This is a genomic window from Leptolyngbya sp. FACHB-321 (genome assembly GCF_014695975.1).
Lineage (GTDB): Bacteria > Cyanobacteriota > Cyanobacteriia > Leptolyngbyales > Leptolyngbyaceae > Stenomitos.
On record NZ_JACJPI010000065.1, the window covers coordinates 98205 to 116173 of the forward strand.

At 50.9% G+C, this 17969-nt stretch carries 16 protein-coding genes; 5 read left to right on the forward strand and 11 right to left on the reverse strand.

Annotated features, from left to right (window positions below; genetic code table 11):
• Window positions 1-3 precede the first annotated feature (3 nt).
• Complete coding sequence (locus tag H6F76_RS17415) at window positions 4-654, reverse strand: phycobiliprotein lyase (RefSeq protein WP_190510188.1); 651 nt, start codon at window positions 652-654, stop codon at window positions 4-6.
• An 886-nt stretch (window positions 655-1540) separates the two neighbouring features.
• Here H6F76_RS17415 and H6F76_RS17420 point away from each other — a divergent pair.
• The gene (locus tag H6F76_RS17420) at window positions 1541-1885 is read left to right on the forward strand and encodes a hypothetical protein (protein ID WP_242036715.1); all 345 of its coding nucleotides are present in this window, start codon (window positions 1541-1543) and stop codon (window positions 1883-1885) included.
• A gap of 71 nt (window positions 1886-1956) precedes the next feature.
• Here the strand turns inward: H6F76_RS17420 and cobT are convergent, their stop codons facing one another.
• From cobT to H6F76_RS17440, 4 genes are all read right to left on the reverse strand, one after another.
• A complete protein-coding gene (cobT, locus tag H6F76_RS17425; RefSeq protein ID WP_190510191.1) occupies window positions 1957-3150 on the reverse strand; it encodes a nicotinate mononucleotide-dependent phosphoribosyltransferase CobT in 1194 nt (397 codons plus the stop codon).
• Window positions 3151-3179: 29 nt separating this feature from the next.
• Window positions 3180-4013, reverse strand: coding sequence for a DUF2232 domain-containing protein (locus H6F76_RS17430; protein ID WP_242036716.1), 834 nt, complete (start codon window positions 4011-4013; stop codon window positions 3180-3182).
• A 167-nt stretch (window positions 4014-4180) separates the two neighbouring features.
• Window positions 4181-4678, reverse strand: a complete 498-nt coding sequence (locus H6F76_RS17435) for a universal stress protein (protein WP_190510193.1) — start codon at window positions 4676-4678, stop codon at window positions 4181-4183.
• Between the two features lie 54 nt (window positions 4679-4732).
• Window positions 4733-5113, reverse strand: coding sequence for a hypothetical protein (locus H6F76_RS17440; protein ID WP_199322174.1), 381 nt, complete (start codon window positions 5111-5113; stop codon window positions 4733-4735).
• A 295-nt stretch (window positions 5114-5408) separates the two neighbouring features.
• Between H6F76_RS17440 and yidD the strand changes: the two genes are divergently transcribed.
• Window positions 5409-6101, forward strand: a complete 693-nt coding sequence (gene yidD / locus H6F76_RS17445) for a membrane protein insertion efficiency factor YidD (RefSeq protein WP_190510194.1) — start codon at window positions 5409-5411, stop codon at window positions 6099-6101.
• Window positions 6102-6329: 228 nt separating this feature from the next.
• On the opposite strand, the gene H6F76_RS17450 is transcribed toward yidD, so the two are convergent.
• From H6F76_RS17450 to H6F76_RS17460, 3 genes are all read right to left on the reverse strand, one after another.
• Window positions 6330-7826, reverse strand: coding sequence for a glycosyl hydrolase family 57 (locus H6F76_RS17450; protein WP_190510196.1), 1497 nt, complete (start codon window positions 7824-7826; stop codon window positions 6330-6332).
• Window positions 7827-7930: 104 nt separating this feature from the next.
• Window positions 7931-8491, reverse strand: coding sequence for a GDSL-type esterase/lipase family protein (locus tag H6F76_RS17455; protein ID WP_190510199.1), 561 nt, complete (start codon window positions 8489-8491; stop codon window positions 7931-7933).
• A 267-nt stretch (window positions 8492-8758) separates the two neighbouring features.
• Window positions 8759-11356, reverse strand: coding sequence for a M1 family metallopeptidase (locus tag H6F76_RS17460; RefSeq protein WP_190510201.1), 2598 nt, complete (start codon window positions 11354-11356; stop codon window positions 8759-8761).
• Window positions 11357-11520: 164 nt separating this feature from the next.
• Between H6F76_RS17460 and H6F76_RS17465 the strand changes: the two genes are divergently transcribed.
• A complete protein-coding gene (locus tag H6F76_RS17465) occupies window positions 11521-12540 on the forward strand; it encodes a class I SAM-dependent methyltransferase (protein ID WP_190510203.1) in 1020 nt (339 codons plus the stop codon).
• 69 nt (window positions 12541-12609) lie between these two features.
• Here H6F76_RS17465 and H6F76_RS17470 read toward each other — a convergent pair whose 3' ends face one another.
• The 3 genes from H6F76_RS17470 to H6F76_RS17480 all read right to left on the reverse strand — a co-directional run bounded on the left by H6F76_RS17470 (window position 12610) and on the right by H6F76_RS17480 (window position 13711).
• On the reverse strand, window positions 12610-12963 hold the full coding sequence (locus tag H6F76_RS17470; protein WP_190510206.1) for a DUF4870 domain-containing protein: 354 nt from the start codon (window positions 12961-12963) through the stop codon (window positions 12610-12612).
• Between the two features lie 130 nt (window positions 12964-13093).
• On the reverse strand, window positions 13094-13429 hold the full coding sequence (locus tag H6F76_RS17475; protein ID WP_190510207.1) for a DUF4870 domain-containing protein: 336 nt from the start codon (window positions 13427-13429) through the stop codon (window positions 13094-13096).
• 123 nt (window positions 13430-13552) lie between these two features.
• Window positions 13553-13711: a hypothetical protein gene (locus tag H6F76_RS17480; protein WP_190510209.1), complete on the reverse strand. Its 159-nt coding sequence runs from the start codon at window positions 13709-13711 to the stop codon at window positions 13553-13555.
• Window positions 13712-13754: 43 nt separating this feature from the next.
• On the opposite strand from H6F76_RS17480, the gene prfC reads away from it, so the two are divergent.
• Window positions 13755-15383 carry a peptide chain release factor 3 gene (gene prfC / locus H6F76_RS17485; protein WP_190510211.1) on the forward strand — a complete coding sequence of 543 codons (1629 nt, stop codon included), beginning with the start codon at window positions 13755-13757 and terminating at the stop codon, window positions 15381-15383.
• 66 nt (window positions 15384-15449) lie between these two features.
• The gene (locus tag H6F76_RS17490) at window positions 15450-17969 is read left to right on the forward strand and encodes a M48 family metalloprotease (protein ID WP_190510213.1); all 2520 of its coding nucleotides are present in this window, start codon (window positions 15450-15452) and stop codon (window positions 17967-17969) included.

Genomic DNA, 17969 nt, shown 5'->3' on the forward strand with positions numbered 1-17969 from the left:
ACCTTAAGCAGGCTGCTTCCGCTCAACACCAAAGCCAACCAAGTCAATCACGCTTGGTGGTACATTTCCCTCTGGGCGTTGATAAGTGACAATGGTGCGGAGTCGCAGATCGGGCGCAATGATTCGCATTTGATCGACCGCACACGATCGCCGATAGTAGGTTGTCATTTCTAGCGTCTGGCGAGTGGGCTGATAGGTAAAGCGTCCTGCGATCGCGCCTGCTTCAGAATAGCCTTCATCGCGCAGATAAAAACCCTGGATGGTTTCTCCCGCCGGTTCTGTCGTTACCTGAGCAGCCAGTGGGGGCGGTGGTATGTCTGAAAAGGGTGCAGCAAGGTAGCGATCGGGAACAAACAGCGCCTTCAGGCTCATCGAAACCTGCTCACCTTTTTCGGAGCGAGTGTCAAAGGCGATCGCAAAACCAGGACAAAGCGTCTCATCACTTGCCAGCGTCACTAGATCAAAGGACGGTGCTTGGGCAGCTCCATTAACCTGAGACAGAGAGAGAACTTTTTGCTTATCTGCTGCCGTCAGAGGATCAACACGAAATTCGGTATAAGACCGCTCGACCTCACCGCGTAGTGTGGAGTGATACGTGCGTTCCGTCGTCCATAGCCCGGTACAAGTAACAAAAAAAGCTTGAAAACTTAGCATCTTACGCTGACAATCTGAAGGGGTTAATTCTCTCTTTCATCAAAATTCTTTAAAGGCGTTTGTAACCGTTTGTGGCAACTCCAGCGGGTACCTACTTGGGGCGAACAAGCGCTAAAGCCGTATGCAAAACCGCTCCTTTCCGCTCCTGATCAAACTCAACTTCAGGCGACATGGCAATCTGCTTCGACAAGCAACAATGCAACTATAGCAAGCCGTTACAAGCTATGAGCGGCAATGTCATCCGAAGAGCGCTAGGAGTCATGTTTAAACCACTAATCGCTGTCGCTGCGGCGGGAGCCGAGGGAGGAGCGCGATCGTTCCCCTTAAGGCTGACTATACAAAAGGATGACAGATGAGGGATGAATAGAAACCCTTGCTCGAAGGAAGTTTCAAGGTTTATGTCTGTCCTAACGTTCTCTTCGACTGCTATGTTTTGGCTTTGCGGAACAGAGCGATCGCTAACATCAAACCACTAGTTGCTTCAAGTTTAAGTTCTCTGTTGTCGGAACGTGGTTGTAACTGCTGCGGCGCTAGCTACTTAGATTGAGCAGCACGTTAAGGTGTTGAAAGCGTTTGATTCTCTACCCAAAGCGCAAAAAATAACCGAACTTGCGTCATCTTTGGTTCAGCGCTTGATTCTCTACCCAAAGCGCAAAAAACAACCGAGTTTACGTCATCTCTTGCTCTGTGCAATGTTGTGGCAAAGGCGTTTGACCTAGACCAATATCATTCGATTACCATCAACAATCACTCAACTCAAACGTTATCAAACGTTAAATGATTCAGGAATACTTCTCATAACCGTCATTCACTCTTTAGAATTACGCTTAGAACGTTAGGGCTATTGAGAGACTGAATGAATACACTGCAACAGCAGATTAATATTATGAGCACGAAGGTTGATGCTTTATATCAGCTTATCGAGCAACTTAGCAACAAGCTATCGGATGTTGCAGTCGAATGCAAGTTTGGAGCGACTCAGCTACAGCACCCTGAGGGTAATGAAACCGTTCAGCATCAGTCTTACCAAACCTATGTAGGGCTTGGTTCTAGTATGGAACACAAAGATGTTTTGGCAGATCGCAACGGGGTTGATTCGATGACCCATAATGGCGATCGTCAGCTTGCCCCTGAAGTGCAAGTGCAACGCCTGACCGCACAGCTAACCGCTGCTTACAATCGCATTGCCGCTTTAGAGGAGCAACTGCTGTCTAGACGGATTCATAGCTAGCCCAATCGCAGGTAGCTACGTACATGAGCGAGCCAAAAGCCTCAATCTCTAGCTACCTCATAATCACGCATTCACTCGCTACGGCTCATCTGCTGCTGATGTGCCAATGCTTCGATCGCCGCTAGCAAATCAGCTTGATACCAGTTTTGGTAGAGATGAGCCGCGATTGCACAACCGCCTGCACCAACGCCTTCTTTCACAAAGCCCTGCTCATACGCCCGCAGCGTTTCATAACACGATGATGTGAAGTTGAGCTGAGTCGCCAGCAGGGGTACATCACCTACTAGCTGCGCCAGCCCGACCGTATCTCCGGTGGGATCATCTGCCACCCAGCGAGTAGTGCCAACGACGACCTGATCGGGTTGCCATTTCAGGTTGCGCGATCGCGCGATCGCCCGTGAGAGGGCGTAGACAGCCAGCATTTGCGTACCGCCTGCCAGTAGAACACCGCCCGTACGGCTTGCTGCGATCGCCATCCCTGCCACAACAATTTGCATGGGATCGCCGACAGCCGCAATAAGCTGAAGCGGTGAGAAGGGGGAGCAGAGACCCGATTGCTGTAAGCCTGCTTGCACCAGCGCCCACTTTTGGCTGTGGTTACAGGTAGGGTGGCTGCTGTTCACTTTGCCAGCAGCGGCGATCCCCAACCCTGTTAAAACGGCTAAAGCAGTCGTCGTACCACCTACAACGCATTCACCTAAAATGACATAGCCAGAGCTTGCTGCCGCCAGTTTTGCCCCCCAGAGCAACCCCTGATGCAGTAAATGTTCTACGATTGACAGCGGTAACGCTTGCCCCTGACTCAGACAGCAGGCAGGAGTGCCACCTAGATTGATCGTGGGTACGGCTGGAGGGATTGGTAGTCCAGCATTAAAGAGAAACAATGGTAGCTGTTGTGCTGCCACGATCGCGCGTGAAATCAGTACAGGCGATGCTCCTACCGTCAGTGGTGGCAACGGATAACTGGGAGACGGTTGTGCCCCACGGTACAGAAACTCGGCATCCGCGATCGCGGTGTACTGTCGATCTTCAGGTGTAGCGCCTGCTGCCGAAATACCTGATAGTAGCCCCGTCGCTGTAAACCCCAACACACATGCAAAAGCAGGCCGCTGCCCTCGGTGTTGTTGTAACCAGTGGTTTCCCTGCTCTTGTTGTGTATAGACCCGAACAGGAGGAGAGGAAACCGCAGGGACGCAGAGACGTGGAGCAGTAGAAGTTTGATTCAAGCTCCCTCTGCCTTCATCCCCCAGCCAGTCATCCCTCATCCCTCATCCCTCATTTTTAGCCTTCAGCCTTACTCATAGTCCATCAACACCTGCACCCACTTTGGTGGTCTAGGGATAGGCGTACCCAAGCGATCGAGCAGCAGCCATGCTGCAAGGTGAACGATAAAGAGATAAACCAGACTGTTGAGCAGAACCATGACAATGATCGCTGCTTGCACCAGTTCCAGGCTGGGCTGCGCTAAAAAACCAAACTTGATGAACAGCCATTCCAGCAGTTCTGTTGTTTGCGTCGTAGCGTAGAGCCAGAGATCTTCACCCAACAGCAAGGAAACCAGCCAAATGCGAAAAAAGAAACCAAACGTAGTGAGAATACTGCCAACGCCGATCGAAAAAGCCCATTGAGCGCTTCGGTGCCACAGCACGCCCAACAACACGCCCAGCAACGCATAGGGCATGACAAAGAGAATACTGCGTGCAGGACCCATCAACACACTCAGCAGCAAGCCAGACACTAGGGCACCCATCCAGGCAGCGCGATTACCCCAGCGCAAATAGATGAGCGCGATCGGAATCGAGAAAAAGAGCCGCAGTAGAGGACCGATCGGAAAGTAATAGTTCACCAGGTAAACCAAACTAGCCGCACTTGCCAGAAATGCTGTTTCCACCATCATCAGTGGCACGGCTGGATCAACCGTCCGTGGCACCCGGAGACGACGCTGCCCAAACATCTTTGCTTCTAATGGGTCATCAGCTTCTAGCGCTTCAATAGGGCGCGACAGTTCAGCCTCTACCTCTAGCCAGGATGCTTCTACTGAAGCAGCTTCACGCTGATCGACGTTTGCCGGATCAGGTGCCGGGTCGCCAGTCTGCCTGGATGCGTTGTCTTCAGACGAATCAGTCATGCAGTCTTAGAAAAGGTAGCAGCTTTACTCTAAAGCTAAAATCGCGATCGTAGTTCACTAACACTTCGGCTGGCAGCCATCCTTACTTAACTTTTTCACTTTCTTACCCTTCACTTTGCGTCAGATACTCCTCATAGCCCACTCGTCAAGCAGCATCACTCAACCCCTTAGCTATGCGCTTCAGCCTCGCCCTGTACCACCAAAACCGAACAGTGGGCATGATGGACAGCGTAGTTACTCACGCTACCCAACAGCGCTTCTGAAAAGCCCTTACGTCCTCGCCGCCCCACTACTAGCAGATCAGCACCCCATTCTTGAGCGATCGCACACACTACTTTTTCAATGTCACCAGGTTGAAACACGGTCTCTGTTTGCACACCCTTTGCTTGTGCTGCCTCACGATAACGCTTCAGTACCGTTTTCAAAGCCTCCATGTGGTGTTCAAAATTAACTTGCTGGGCTTGATAGTTACTATTAATAAGACCGGCGTTTAACGATCCCAGCTCCGCTGGAAAAGGCGTAGGTGAAACCATTAGGTCTTCACTAATGCCGCTAAAGAGTAGCAGTTGGGCATTTGTTGCTTGAGCGAGAGCAACCGCCCGCTCAAAAACAGCGTTGCTGAGTGAAGAGTCGTCAAGCGCAACCACAATTTTATGAAAACTCATACTGGTTTCTCCATTCGCCCCATGCCTCTATTTTACAAGGCTGCTGGAGAGGGATCAGCTTAAGGTGGCACCTGACGCTGTAAAAGCCCATAACGCTTTCAACTTGCAACCAAGATAGTGGAGCAAACGGCGCATACTTTGAGGATGCAGAGCTGCCCACAGGTTAGTGCTTAAACAAACGCTACCAAGCACCAGCAGCACAAATGTCGGTAGCATCACAACACCAACGACAAACCAGGTCAAGACGTGTAGCACCATCAACAACGCAAACAAACTTGCCAGCCCAACCGCTTGCCAGATCTGACCTACCGGACGTTTTAGCCCAACATAGACGATCGTTTGCAAGGTAGACAGCAGATTTGCGGGTACTAAAAAGGCGCAGATAGCAACGCAGTGCGTATGGGAAAACTCAAGCAAAGGACTGGAATCAAGCATTAGTTCAGTGAAGTAAGTTCAACAGTAAGCTCTGCGTTCACTATGTGTAACTCAGATAGGAGTAAGTCCAAACAAAACGATAGAAATCTCAAGATTCGCTTAACTAATGACGAAAGTAAGTAGATAGCCCTAACTACTTGTAGGAGGGGGTTTAGGACATTACCTCAAGGCAGAGCGTTGTACTGTTTGGCTGAGCGCTCATGCCAAGCCCTTGCCTCAAAACCAGCCTTCGTTGAATGACGCACAGCTACTTAGACAATGTGCCTTTGAATTCAGCTTCATACTCGCTCAACCCATGCAAACGACTGAAACGCAACGTCGATCGCCTAGCCTGCTCGACCTTCTAACCCGTCAAACTGCCTCTACTTTCATTAATATTTATCAAAAACAGCTTTCTCCTTATAAAGGGTTTTCTTGCGCATATCGTGTATTGCATTGCAGTGAATCCTGCTCTCAGTACACAAAGCGTGTTATTGCTGAGCTTGGCATTAGTCAGGCACTACCCCTTATTCGGCAGCGCTTTCAGGCTTGCAAAGCTGCTAATCAAACCCTTAAAGTGCAACGTCAGTGCCGACCAAAACAGCGAAGCGATCGCTCAACCTTACCGACCTGGGTAGCAAGCCAAGAGGCTCCTCTTGATGATGTGCCCTTAGACAACGAGCCATTAGACGGCAATGAAACTGACTCGTCGGATGGAACGCTTGCGCCAGATGACACTCAACCCAAGCAACAACACAACGGCATGAGCGGCAGTGTTAGAACACCTCCCACTGTCAACAACGCTGACTCTACAGGCACAACCCAGAACACCGGCTCAGGCTGGAACTGCGATGGACTCGACTGTACAAGCTTGGGCTGTGACGCAATCGACTATTCCAGTACTGACTGTAGCAGTATGGACTGCAATACTGGTGCTTGGCAGGGCTGTGATTGCAGCAGCCTCGACTGTGGCAGTTGTGATGTCGGTAGCTGTGACTGTAGTAGTTAAGGATTGACGGTCAAAGAGTCGTGACAGTAAAGGGCAAAGCAGAGGAGGCAAGAGAAGCGCTTCTAAAGGCTCTGTAGGAAAATTGACAGTTATAAACCTACAAAGCAAGCACTGGCAGGCGTTTCGTTCACAGGTGCAGGAAATAAACCTAAAAGAGATTCAACTTCAATCTGCCCCTGTTGCCCCTGCTCTTTGCTCCCCCTGCTTCTTTTACTTCCCCAGCTCACCTCACCCGATCGCCACTTCTCCCTGCTGATAAAGCTCCCGTGCATAGTCTGTCCACGCGCCCTGCCCCCAATAACGGAAGCAGCTTGTTTGCAGTAGCAGATTGTATAGCAACCCCTTACGGTAATGGGATGTGCGTGTAAGCGGTTCAGCAGTATCTTGTGCTTGCAAGAGCGGATCGAAGGTTTGGTGAAAGTGAGCGCTGAGTTGATTCATGGGTGTCAGCACGTTGTCATAGTCTTTGACCCAACTACGATCGTTCGTCCACGACGAGCCTTCCATATGAAAGTTGGAGTTTTCTTGCTTGATCGCCGCGATTGCCTCTGCTACGGCTTCAGGCGTGATGTTTTCGGGCGAGACACGCTGCCAGATTTGGTGTTGCGCGATCGCCTGACAGGTAGGATAGTCCTCTGGCTTTACACCTGCTGCTTCCAGTAATTCCAGATACTCTGTCCCGTTTACACCAACGACACCAGACTTGCCGCCATTTTCTGCCATCTGATACCAGGCTTGCTTAAAGGCAGGCGGAAATTCGTTCATCATCACGCCACCGTTTTCGCCATCGCCAATTTGCGAGACGATCGGGGGAATGGAGATGCCATTGAGCGATCGACGTGACAGCGTTTTTGCCTCATAATAAGGCTGCATCTGCGCCACCAGTTTGGTATCCGAACCCTGCGTTTTGATTAGCACCGTGATACTGACCGTTTCTCCATGCGAATTGCGGGCAATCAGTTGGTGAGGCAAATGCTTATCGTGCAGCGGTTCTCCCTGAAGCGTTTCAACAGAATGTTCCTGCACAAGCAGCCAGCGATAGCCGCATTCTTTCAACGCTTTAACGAAGGCGTAGAGCGTATCAGGTTGGTTAGGCAAATGCATTTCTGGTGGCGAAAAGCCTTTCACTCGTGCCAACGCCTCCCAGCCAAACACCGCCGCAAAGTAGTGCTGCCACGCCTGAATGTGCAACTTGATGTCGGGAATGGGCGTGGAGGGCACTACAGAATGGCTCCACATCGTGCCTAACCACTCCACGTAGGGCTGATAGGTGGCATCACAGGTAATGCGCTTCAGGTTGTCCAGTACGTCGCCGCGCCCCATTTGCCGTAGTCCCCACAGCAGGTTGCCAGAATAGTCCAGCATGACGCGGGGATTGCAGCCGTTGGCGACCAGTTCTGGGATAAATTCACCCATGCGAGAATAGCACCAGGCAAAGGCTCCTGCGTTGTGGTTGTCGCCCTCACCTGTATGCTCAAACATATATTGCAGATGACCGATCGGCGCGCCATTGTAGCCAGCAGGAACGGTCGGCTGATGCATATGCAGGGCGATCGCAAAGGTTGCCGCAAGATCGTCTAGCCGCAGATTTGTCGTTGGCAAAAAGACGGGATGCTGCTCACTCGTCACTGCCTGTACATCTGCTTCCCAACCTGAGATGTTAGGCAAATCATCAATCAATTCGGGAATCGGCGCTGGGCTAGTTGTAAGCGTGGAGGAAACCATAGGAAGCCTTGAGGTAAGTGGACTCATGATCCCAATACTTCACCCTACACCGCTCATTCAGTTTAACCAACCCTAAGTCATCACTTTCTAAACAGTTTTAGCAGTCAAACGGCTGCCGAGTTTTCTGACAAAACATGAGATGCAATGAGTTTTGCCCAACGTTGATAAGCTACACCGTTTAAGTGAATGCCGTCTGTTGTGTACTGAGCATCTAATTGACCATGAGCATCAGTAAAATGAGCCAACAAATCAATGTATGAGCACGAAAATTCCTTCGCCAATGTCTGAAGCTGGCTGTTTAGTTCGCGAATGCTGCTATTAGTTGCCTGCCCAAAGAAAAGGCTTGAATTAATGGGTAGAACGCTTTGAACAAAGACGTGAGTCTGCGGCGAAAGGTCATGGATACGAGTCAGAATTTCTCTATAAGTCTGCGTGATTTCAGTTGGCGATCGCCCTAGATTTGACAGATCGTTCACGCCAATCATTAAAAAGAGTTTCTGCGGCTGCGGGGTAACAATTTCAGACAATCGATCAAGCATATCGATCGTTGTGTCACTAGAAATACCCCGGTTCTTGATAGCAGGATGGCTTAATAACTCTGCCCACTCCCCTTCATCCGTAATGCTGTCTCCGAGAAAAACGATATCAGACGAATAAATGGGCAATAAAGAAAGTTGGCTTTTACGATGATAGTAGTAGGGAGAAATAAAGAACGTTCCCTGAATGTTTTTTATGCCGAACTTTCTTAGTAGTAGTAGCCTCGTTGTCAGATACGATAAACCACCACGCTTGAGAATAAACCAAACGCCTAAAGCAAGAAAGAACGCATTCAATAAAACTGAAAGCCAAAAAAAGGCTTGATTAGTCTGATTTACAGTCAATCTTTTCTTTAGCTCTCCGGAGCCTTGAAGACTTTGGAGAGCTAACCTCTATTACTTTGCTTTCGCTTCAAGATTTTCCAAGCGACTCCTTAGTTCTTGGTTCGCCTGCTTCAGTTGATCGAGTTCTTCGCGGAGTTGCTTCACGGCTTTGTCGGAACCAACATTCTTCTGCACACGCTGGACGGCTTCTTCGGCAATGCGGCGGACACGACCATCTGGTGTCTGGTCAGCAAGGGCTTGCAGAATACCGATCGCCCGTGCCGTTTCCATCTGCCCTAGCGCAATGACGACTGATACCTGTGTCAGGAAGAAGGTTTCGCGCGATAGCTCTTGGAGGCGATCGAGAATCCGTTCCAGACTGCTATTGGTTTGTCCACTTGAGACAGCACCGAGTGCACGAATGGCAGCAAGGCGGAGTGCTTGTGGTGTACCGGGAGCCGTGTATTCCAGAATGAGATTCAGAGCCTCTTCAGACGTTTTCATCTGGCTGAGGGCACCGATCGCCCCCGATCGCACTACTTCATTCCAGCCCTGCCGTTCTCTTAGCACCGACTTCAGTAGCTTCAGCACTTTCTCTTCTTTCGAGCTACCCAGGCTGCCCGTAACAATGCTGCCCAACCCACGAATCGCGGCGGCTTCCACGTAGTAGCTGGCATCACCCTCTTCAGCAATCGGTTTAAGCGCTTTGTAGCTCTCGCGGGTTTTGATGGTTGACAGTGCTTCCACCGTTGCCCGTCGCACTCGCGCATCCGCATCCTTAAGTCCAGCCGTCAAGCCTTCCAATGCCTGGTCTAGCTTAATCGTTGCAAGGTTTTTAGCAAGTTCAAAGCGCACCCCCCAGAAAGGCTCCTGCTTGAGTGCGTCATTAAGAGCATTGACTGCTTCTAGTCCCCCTTTCTTAGCCAGCATTTCGGCAGCAACAATGCGCGAGAGCGGATCGGGATCAGCCTTTAGCTGCACTTTGAGTTCTGGCAGCGGATACTCTAGTACCACCGTTTTCAGAATGTGATTACCTACGTCAAAGCTTACAAAATCCGGCTTCTTCTCGAGTGGGAAGTAGAAGGCTTGCTCTTTTTCATGAATGCGGACGGAAAAAGTTTTGAGTTTTGAAGCGTTTTTGCCTTCTGCTTCATCTCCCACATACCCAAACCCGATCGGCACTTTCAAATCAAACAACTCACTCTGACTGCCGTTACCTTCTTTTGCCTGGGTTTGAGTAACAGTGACTTTCGCAAGGTTGCTGTCATTGTCCCAGGAGTAGGCAACCTTATAGTCGGGATGTCCACCACGGTAGACATATTGATCGAAGAGGAAGAGTAGGTTGCGTCCGCTGGCTTTTTCGATCGCCCTTAACAAATCAACCGTTTCTACAGTCTTATGAGCGTTGTCATTCACAAAAGTGGCAACCGCTTTCCAGAACAAGTCATCGCCTAACTCGGCGCGGATCATGTGATAGACACAGGCACCTTTTTCGTAGAGGTGGCGATCGTAGAGTTCGATTGCTTCCCGATATACGTGGGTGACAATGGGACGGCGATAGCGCGAGCTATCCTCATCCAAATAGTTACGGGCTTCATTAAGGCGGTAATAGGCGGCATCTTCGGCACCGTACTCGTAATCCGTCCACATAATTTCCGAATAGGATGCCATACCTTCCTTCAACCAGGCGTGCGACCAGTGCTTGATCACGACCAGATCGCCAAACCACTGGTGCGCGAGTTCGTGGGCAACCAGGCTTTCTGTACCCCGGTTGTCTAGAGCAGCCCGTTCATCCAGTAGGCAGCGGTCGGTCAGCAGCGTGGTAGAGGTATTTTCCATACCACCAAAGATAAAGTCATCCACGCAGACCTGCGCGTACTTAGGGTAGGGATAGGCGTAGCCGTACTTTTCGCTAAAGAACTCAATCATGCGGGGCGTTTTGCCCATGCTGATGCGGGCTTCTTGCTCTTTGCCCTTTTCCACATAGTAGGTGACAGGTTTGCCGTTCCACTCGTCTTGCAATTCGGCAAAATCACCAACTGCCAGCGTCATCAAGTAGGTTGGATGCACCTGCTTTTGGTGCCAGTGATAGATTTTGTCATCGCCATCGGCTTCAGTCTTCACCAATTCGCCATTGGAGATTGCCATGAGTTGCCTAGGCACCCGCACCCGGATTTCAGAGGTGGCTAGTTGCCCTGGATAGTCAAAGCAGGGAAACCAGAAACGTGAATCTTCGTCTTCGCCCTGAGTCCACACCTGTACGGGTTTGTCAGGATAATGCTTGTCAGGCGCGATGAAGTAGATGCCGCGCTGGGGCTTGTTGACACTGTAGGCGATCGCCACTTCGATCGCTTCTCCAACCTTCGTCGTTGGCTCTAGCTGAATGTGTAAGAGTTCCCCGTCGTAGTCAAACGACTGTTTCGTTTCGCCAACCTGGACAGATTCGATCTGCAAATTCACGGCATCCAACGTCAGGCGATCGATGCCATCGCGCACCGGGTTGAGACGAATGGTACAGGTGCCTTGATAACTTTGGTTAGGAATATCAAGCGCTAGATCCAGAAAAATATGCTCTACCTGTCCGGGGCGATCGGGGTTGTAATGAGGTTTCGCGCCAGGCAGCTCGAAGGACTTATGGCTATTTTCGGAATCAAGAAAAACCTGTGACATAGATGTAGGATGCTCTGCAAAGCTGAGAAAGAATGCTGGGGAAGCTTTTTTAGTCCAATTTGACTGTAAAGGCTGTTCTTTTTAGCGTAACGTGTATCTTGCGTCCGCGATGTAGCTAATATGCGTAAATAGGCTATGTGCGTTGCAATCATCCTTTCACGCTTATGACTGCTTCAAGTGTTTCTCCCCATCTGGCTTCGCGTTTAATTAACGGTATTCTAGCCATTAAACCGCTGGCAAACCTGGCAAAACGTCAGGCACGTCAGATGATGATTAAACGGGCAGAGTCGATCGGCATTTACTGGACAAACGAAGTCGATGCCTTGCGCGCAAGAGCTTGGGAACCTGACTTGGCACAGGTGCAAAAGCCTGATCTAAACTACCCGGACTACTACGTCACCTCGTTCCATGCGTATGAAGAAGGTAATCTAGGCTGGCAGCCAGCGCTGGAAGTCGAAGTTGCGGCTTATGCTGCCCATGCCCGTATCTGGAAGGACGCTGGAGCGAAGGGAGATGCTCAACTGCGCCAAAGCTACCACGATGTTTTGAAAGCCCAGCTACCAAAGACACCCACTACGATTCTAGACATCGGTTGTAGTGTTGGCATGAGCACGTTCGCACTACAAAACGCGTTTCCTAACGCGCAGGTGACGGGCTTAGATTTGTCGCCGTACTTCTTGGCGGTGGCGAAGTATAGAGGAGAGGGGGGAAGGCAGGAGGCACAAGGCAGAAGGCAGAAGGCAGAAGAATCGCAACTAACAACTAATAACCAACAACTAACAGTTCCCTCAAGTCCCCACGCCCCAATCCCTACTCCCCACTCCCCCATCTGGCTCCACGCTGCGGCTGAGTCGACAGGTTTACCGGATGCGTCCTTTGACCTCGTTTCTGCGTGCTTGCTGTTCCACGAGTTGCCACAAAGTGCCGCGATTGCCATCATTCGGGAAGCGCGCCGTCTATTGCGCCCCGGTGGTCATCTCGCCATTATGGACATGAACCCCAAATCGGAAATCTTTGCGAAGATGCCGCCCTACGTGAAGACGTTGCTGAAAAGCACGGAGCCGTATTTGGATGAATACTTTTCGTTGGATCTTGAGGAGACGATCGCCGCTGCTGGTTTTACCCAACCGACCGTCACCTTTAACAGTCCACGCCACCGCTCGATCGTTGCTCAACGACAATAAGTCAATGTCCCTGACATGAAGCTACTGACCGCCACGAAAAAAGCGTCAACTGTGGAAGTGTTTGAAGGGTTACAACAGCCGCAAGATGAAGGGATAGCGGTAAGCTTTTTGCGGGTCTTTCGCAATGCGGACGATCGCAATAATGGGCAGGGAAAAACTAGCGATCGCTAGCAAAAGGAACGCTGGCAGGATAGGTCCTGGATTGTTGAGCGAACCGAAAACTAGCAAGACAAAAATGATTGCGTAAAAAATGTATAAGTTGATATAAAAGTTAATTGCTTCTTTAGCATTTGCCTTGACCACTGCGTCGTCGGAAGCCAAAAGAATGGCGATCGGAATACCGATTGAAACAATGGAGGAACTGAAGAAAATGGCACCGTGACACGCAGCAGATAAGAGCTTGCGCTGACGAACGTCATCCATATCGTTTCTCGCTATTTATGTGAGTGTAGTGAGACTAAAGGTAATCGCAGGCTGGGTTTTCTGAGTTAACCTAACGCTTGCATCGGTTACGTTATCACTTACCCATCCCAAAGATGATTAGTCCTAGTGTTCACAACAATCGCAAGATAAAGGGATAGCGGTAGGGTTTTTGTGGGTCGGTGGCAACGCGGACGATCGCAATAATGGGCAAGAGAAAACTAGCGATCGCTAACAGAATAAGTAGCGGAATACCAATCGCCACGAGAATTAGCAAGGCAAAAATAATGCCGTAGATGTATAAGTTGATATGAAAGTTAATGGATTCTTTAGCGTTTTCCTTAACCACTGGATCGTCGGAAACTACGAGGATAGCGATCGGAATACCGATTGAAACAATGGTAGAGCTGAAGAAAATGGCACCGTGACACGCGGCGGATAAGAGCTTACGTTGACTAAAGTCGTCCATATCCCTCCTTTGTAAACCAGTGGTAGACAGATAAAGGCTCGTTAAGGGAGCAGACTGCCCTCTCATAAGAAACAGTGAGTGATATCACGTTTCCAGACTTAGAGCTATCAAATATCGTTTGCCTCATTTTACTCTCTGCACTCTGGCGATTGCCGCTATCGTTAAGGTATTGCTAAACTCAAACTCCCGATCGACATCAATGCCTTGAAGTGGTTGGACAGCAGAGCAGGTGGTTAAGCAGCTTCTGAAAACCGCGATCGCTCCTTCCACCACCACAGCCACCAATTAAATTCCACCAGCCATTGGCTCTCCACTTGTTAAACGTATGTCTACAGAACTTCAGGCTGAACTGCAAACAGCAGTCGAGCGGCGGCGCAACTTCGCCATTATTTCTCACCCCGATGCGGGCAAAACGACGCTAACTGAAAAGCTGTTGCTGTACGGAGGTGCAATTCACCAGGCAGGAAGCGTCAAAGCACGACGGGCACAGCGACACGCCACCTCTGACTGGATGGAAATGGAGCAACAGCGGGGGATTTCGATCACGTCTACAGTGCTACAGTTCGCCTACCAAAACTGCCAGATCAATTTGCTGGACACCCCCGGACACCAGGACTTCAGTGAAGATACGTACCGCACGCTTGCGGCGGCTGATAATGCGGTGATGCTGATTGATGCGGCAAAAGGTCTGGAACCACAGACCCGCAAGCTGTTTGAGGTTTGCCGGATGCGAGGTTTGCCCATTTTCACCTTCATTAACAAGCTCGATCGCCCCGGACGCGAACCACTGGATCTGCTGGACGAGATTGAGCAGGAATTAGGCTTACAGACCTATGCGGTGAACTGGCCGATCGGCATGGGCGATCGCTTTAAGGGTGTGTACGATCGTCGCAGTGCTCAGATTCATCTGTTTGAGCGGAGTGCCCACGGTCAGCGAGAGGCAGTTGATACGGCGATTGATCTGGGTGATCCCCGTATTGAAGGGCTTCTAGAACAGTCGCTTTACCATCAGTTCAAAGACGATTTAGAACTGCTAGAAGGCTTGGGTCCGGAGCTAGACCTAGAGCGCATTCATCATGGCAAAATGACGCCTGTCTTTTTTGGTAGTGCCATGACCAACTTTGGGGTCGAGCTGTTCTTAAACGCCTTTTTGGACTATGCGCTCAAGCCTGGATCGCACGCCAGCAATAAGGGTGACATTCCGCCAACCTATCCTGAGTTTTCGGGCTTTGTGTTTAAACTGCAAGCCAACATGGACCCAAAACACCGCGATCGCATCGCTTTCGTCCGTGTTTGTTCTGGCAGGTTTGAGAAAGATATGACCGTGAGTCATGCCCGATCGGGCAAAACAGTGCGTCTGTCGCGTCCGCAAAAACTGTTTGCTCAAGACCGAGAGGTGATTGAAGAAGCCTATCCCGGTGATGTCATTGGGTTGAATAATCCGGGTGTATTTGCGATCGGCGACACCATCTATGTTGGCTCGAAGCTAGAGTATGAAGGCATTCCTTGCTTTTCACCTGAACTCTTTGCTTACCTAAAAAATCCCAATCCGTCTAAGTTCAAGCAGTTTCGCAAGGGCGTTTCGGAGCTGCAGGAAGAAGGCGCAGTACAGATTATGTATTCTGCTGATGAAGCAAAGCGCGATCCCATCCTGGCTGCCGTGGGGCAACTCCAGTTTGAAGTGGTGCAATTTCGGATGCAAAACGAGTATGGAGTCGAAACGCAGCTTGAACTGTTGCCCTACAGCGTCGCGCGTTGGGTTGATGGCGGTTGGGAGGCTCTCACAAAGGTCGGTCGTCTCTTCAACACGGTTGCGGTCAAAGATAGCTGGAACCGTCCCGTTTTACTATTCCGCAACGAATGGAACGTGAGCCAAGTACAGGCAGACCATCCGGAGTTACAACTAAACTCGATCGCCCCCGTAGTTTCTGGGACCGAACCAGCGGCTTCATAAAGCTATTCTAAAAAGGTTGTAGAATGCCCAGCAGTCTACTATCCCTTTTTGAGTAGGAGAAGCGCTATGCCTCCGGTTCCTGATCCGTCACCGATCGCCCATGACTCCGACCTGGAAGCCGGACTGTCAGCACTAAAGCAGGGTGATTATAAAACCGCGATCGCCAAATTAGAAGCGGCACCACTGCTCCCCCAGCATCCTCTAACTGCAAAAGCGCAGATGGGGCTAGTAGTTGCCTATGCCCGTACAGGTGAACCGTTGCGAGCCGCTGCACTTTGCCAAACGCTCCAGCAAAGCGAAACGCCTGAGGTTAGCGAGTGGGCAAGTAAAACGCTGGCAAGCCTAGCCGAACGCTACCCGCAGGTCGATCAGCTTCAAGACGATCGGCTTAGAGACGCTCAGCTTGAAACAGGCCCGGATCTGGCTGCAACACCGTCATCATCCAGCCTTGCCTCAGATAACGCTGACCTGACTGGCTTTACACCCTTTGACCCTACTGCTCCGCCGACGTTTACAGATGATCGCAGTGGCTTTACGCCGTTTGATCCTGCCGCGCTGCACCCGCAAAGTTCTGAGCCGCAAGCTGTTGACGGTGGCTCTGAGCAACCAGACGTAGTGTTGCCAAAGGTCAATCGATCGACTGCTAACGCTGAAGAGACGGCAGTTCGTTTAGAAGGGCAAAACATAAGCAAGGTAAGATCTCCTGCGGTTTCTTCGGGCAAAAAGCGACCACAGGGAACGGCAGCAGCGATCGCTAGTAATCCGTCGCAACCGACCGCGTTAGAGGAGCCACAGTCTCTCTATCAAGCAGTTTGGCGGCAGGCAGGGCGGCTTAAACAAGGCAAATCGCTGGGTAAAGTTAAGCTGCTGCACTTGCTGCTGTTACAGGCAGGTACGGCGATCGCGTTGTTCTGGATGGTGCAGACGATCGCTTACTACGCTGCGTTTTACTACCGCATTGCGCTCACTGCAATTCCCTTTCTCAACATACCGCATCAAATTTTCGGTCCACCCGTTGTACCTGTTTTGGTACTCTTGGTGGTTCTCTTCATCGCGTCTCGCTGGCTGCTCGATGGGCTGCTGACTACTGGCTATGGGTTGCAACCACTGACGTTAAGTAAGCTGGCAACCTACAGCCCCGAAACTGCCCAGTCACTACAGCGTTTTTGCCGTCAACAGGGTATCCCCATACCAACACTGGGGCTGTTGCCAACGGCTGCACCACTCGCGTTCAGCTATGGCTGCTTGCCTCGTGTGACACGTACTGTGGTCAGTCAGGGGCTCCTAGAACAACTGGCAGACGATGAAATTGCGACGATCTACGCTAGCGAGGTAGGGCATATCTCCCGCTTTAACGTGCCGCTGCTGTCGCTCGTGATGGTGCTGATGCAAATTCCTTACACCATCTACTGGCAGGTTAGTGTCTGGGGCGATCGCAAACAAGCAGCCATTTCACGCTTCTCAGCCAGTCTCATCGCAGCAGTTAGCTATGGGGTTTATGCCTTAATACGATGGACTGGTCTCTGGCTAGCGCGCCAGCGAGTCTACTATAGCGATCGCGTGGCGGCAGAGCTAACGGGCAATCCTAATGGCTTCACTCGTGCCCTACTGAAGCTTGCGATCGGCACAGCAAAAGAAGCCCAAACCCAGAAACAAACGAGCTACTTACTAGAAGGTTTTGATCTACTGCTGCCGTTGGGTCAGCGGATGGCAACCACGATCGGCAGTGTTTACCCCTACGCGCCCATTGAGTCTGTGCTGGCATGGGAGCGAACAAACCCCTACCGCCACTGGTTAGCGATTAACAACTCTCATCCACCAACAGGCGATCGACTGCACTTGCTCACGGTCTATGCGCGTCATTGGCAACTAGAGACTGAACTGGAGTGGTCACAGCCAACCAGCAAGAAGATAACGCTGACTGCCCGTCAATGGCGCACGCTGTTGCTGCAAGGCGCACCCTTTTTTGGATTGGTCTTCAGTTTTGTGTTTGCCTATCTGTTGGAGACATTAGGCTGGTACGGGATGCGATCAAACCTGAGCCAACTGTCATGGATGTATGGCGATCGCGCTTTGCTACATGGCTTACCGCTGATTGGGTTTAGCATTGGCACCTTTATTCGCATTAACCCGCTCTTTCCGGATGTGCCGTTCTCCAATGCTAAAACCGATCGTGCTGCCACCTCTTTAGTCCCCTTGTTAATGCCTGCTGATCAGGTGCCAGTCGATGGTCGCTCGGTACAGTTAGAGGGCAAACTGCTGGGTCGTCGTAGTCTTAGTAACCTTTTGAGCCAGGATCTACTGCTGCAAACCACAACGGGAATCGTGCGGCTTCACTGGTTGTCAACGTGGGGACCGATCGGCAATCTGCTGACTCAAGCCGTCCGTCCAACAGCGTTGCTAAATCAAGATGTTGTCGTTACAGGCTGGTTTCGGCGTGGCGCAACGCCTTGGATTGATGTGGAAACGATTCGGACAGCAGGTGGTCGCGTCAGCCGGAGCGGACATCCCATTTGGTCTACTATTTTGGGTACGATCGCCGCTGCCTGGGGTCTCTACATCCTCTTCCGTGTTGGCTTCTTTTGA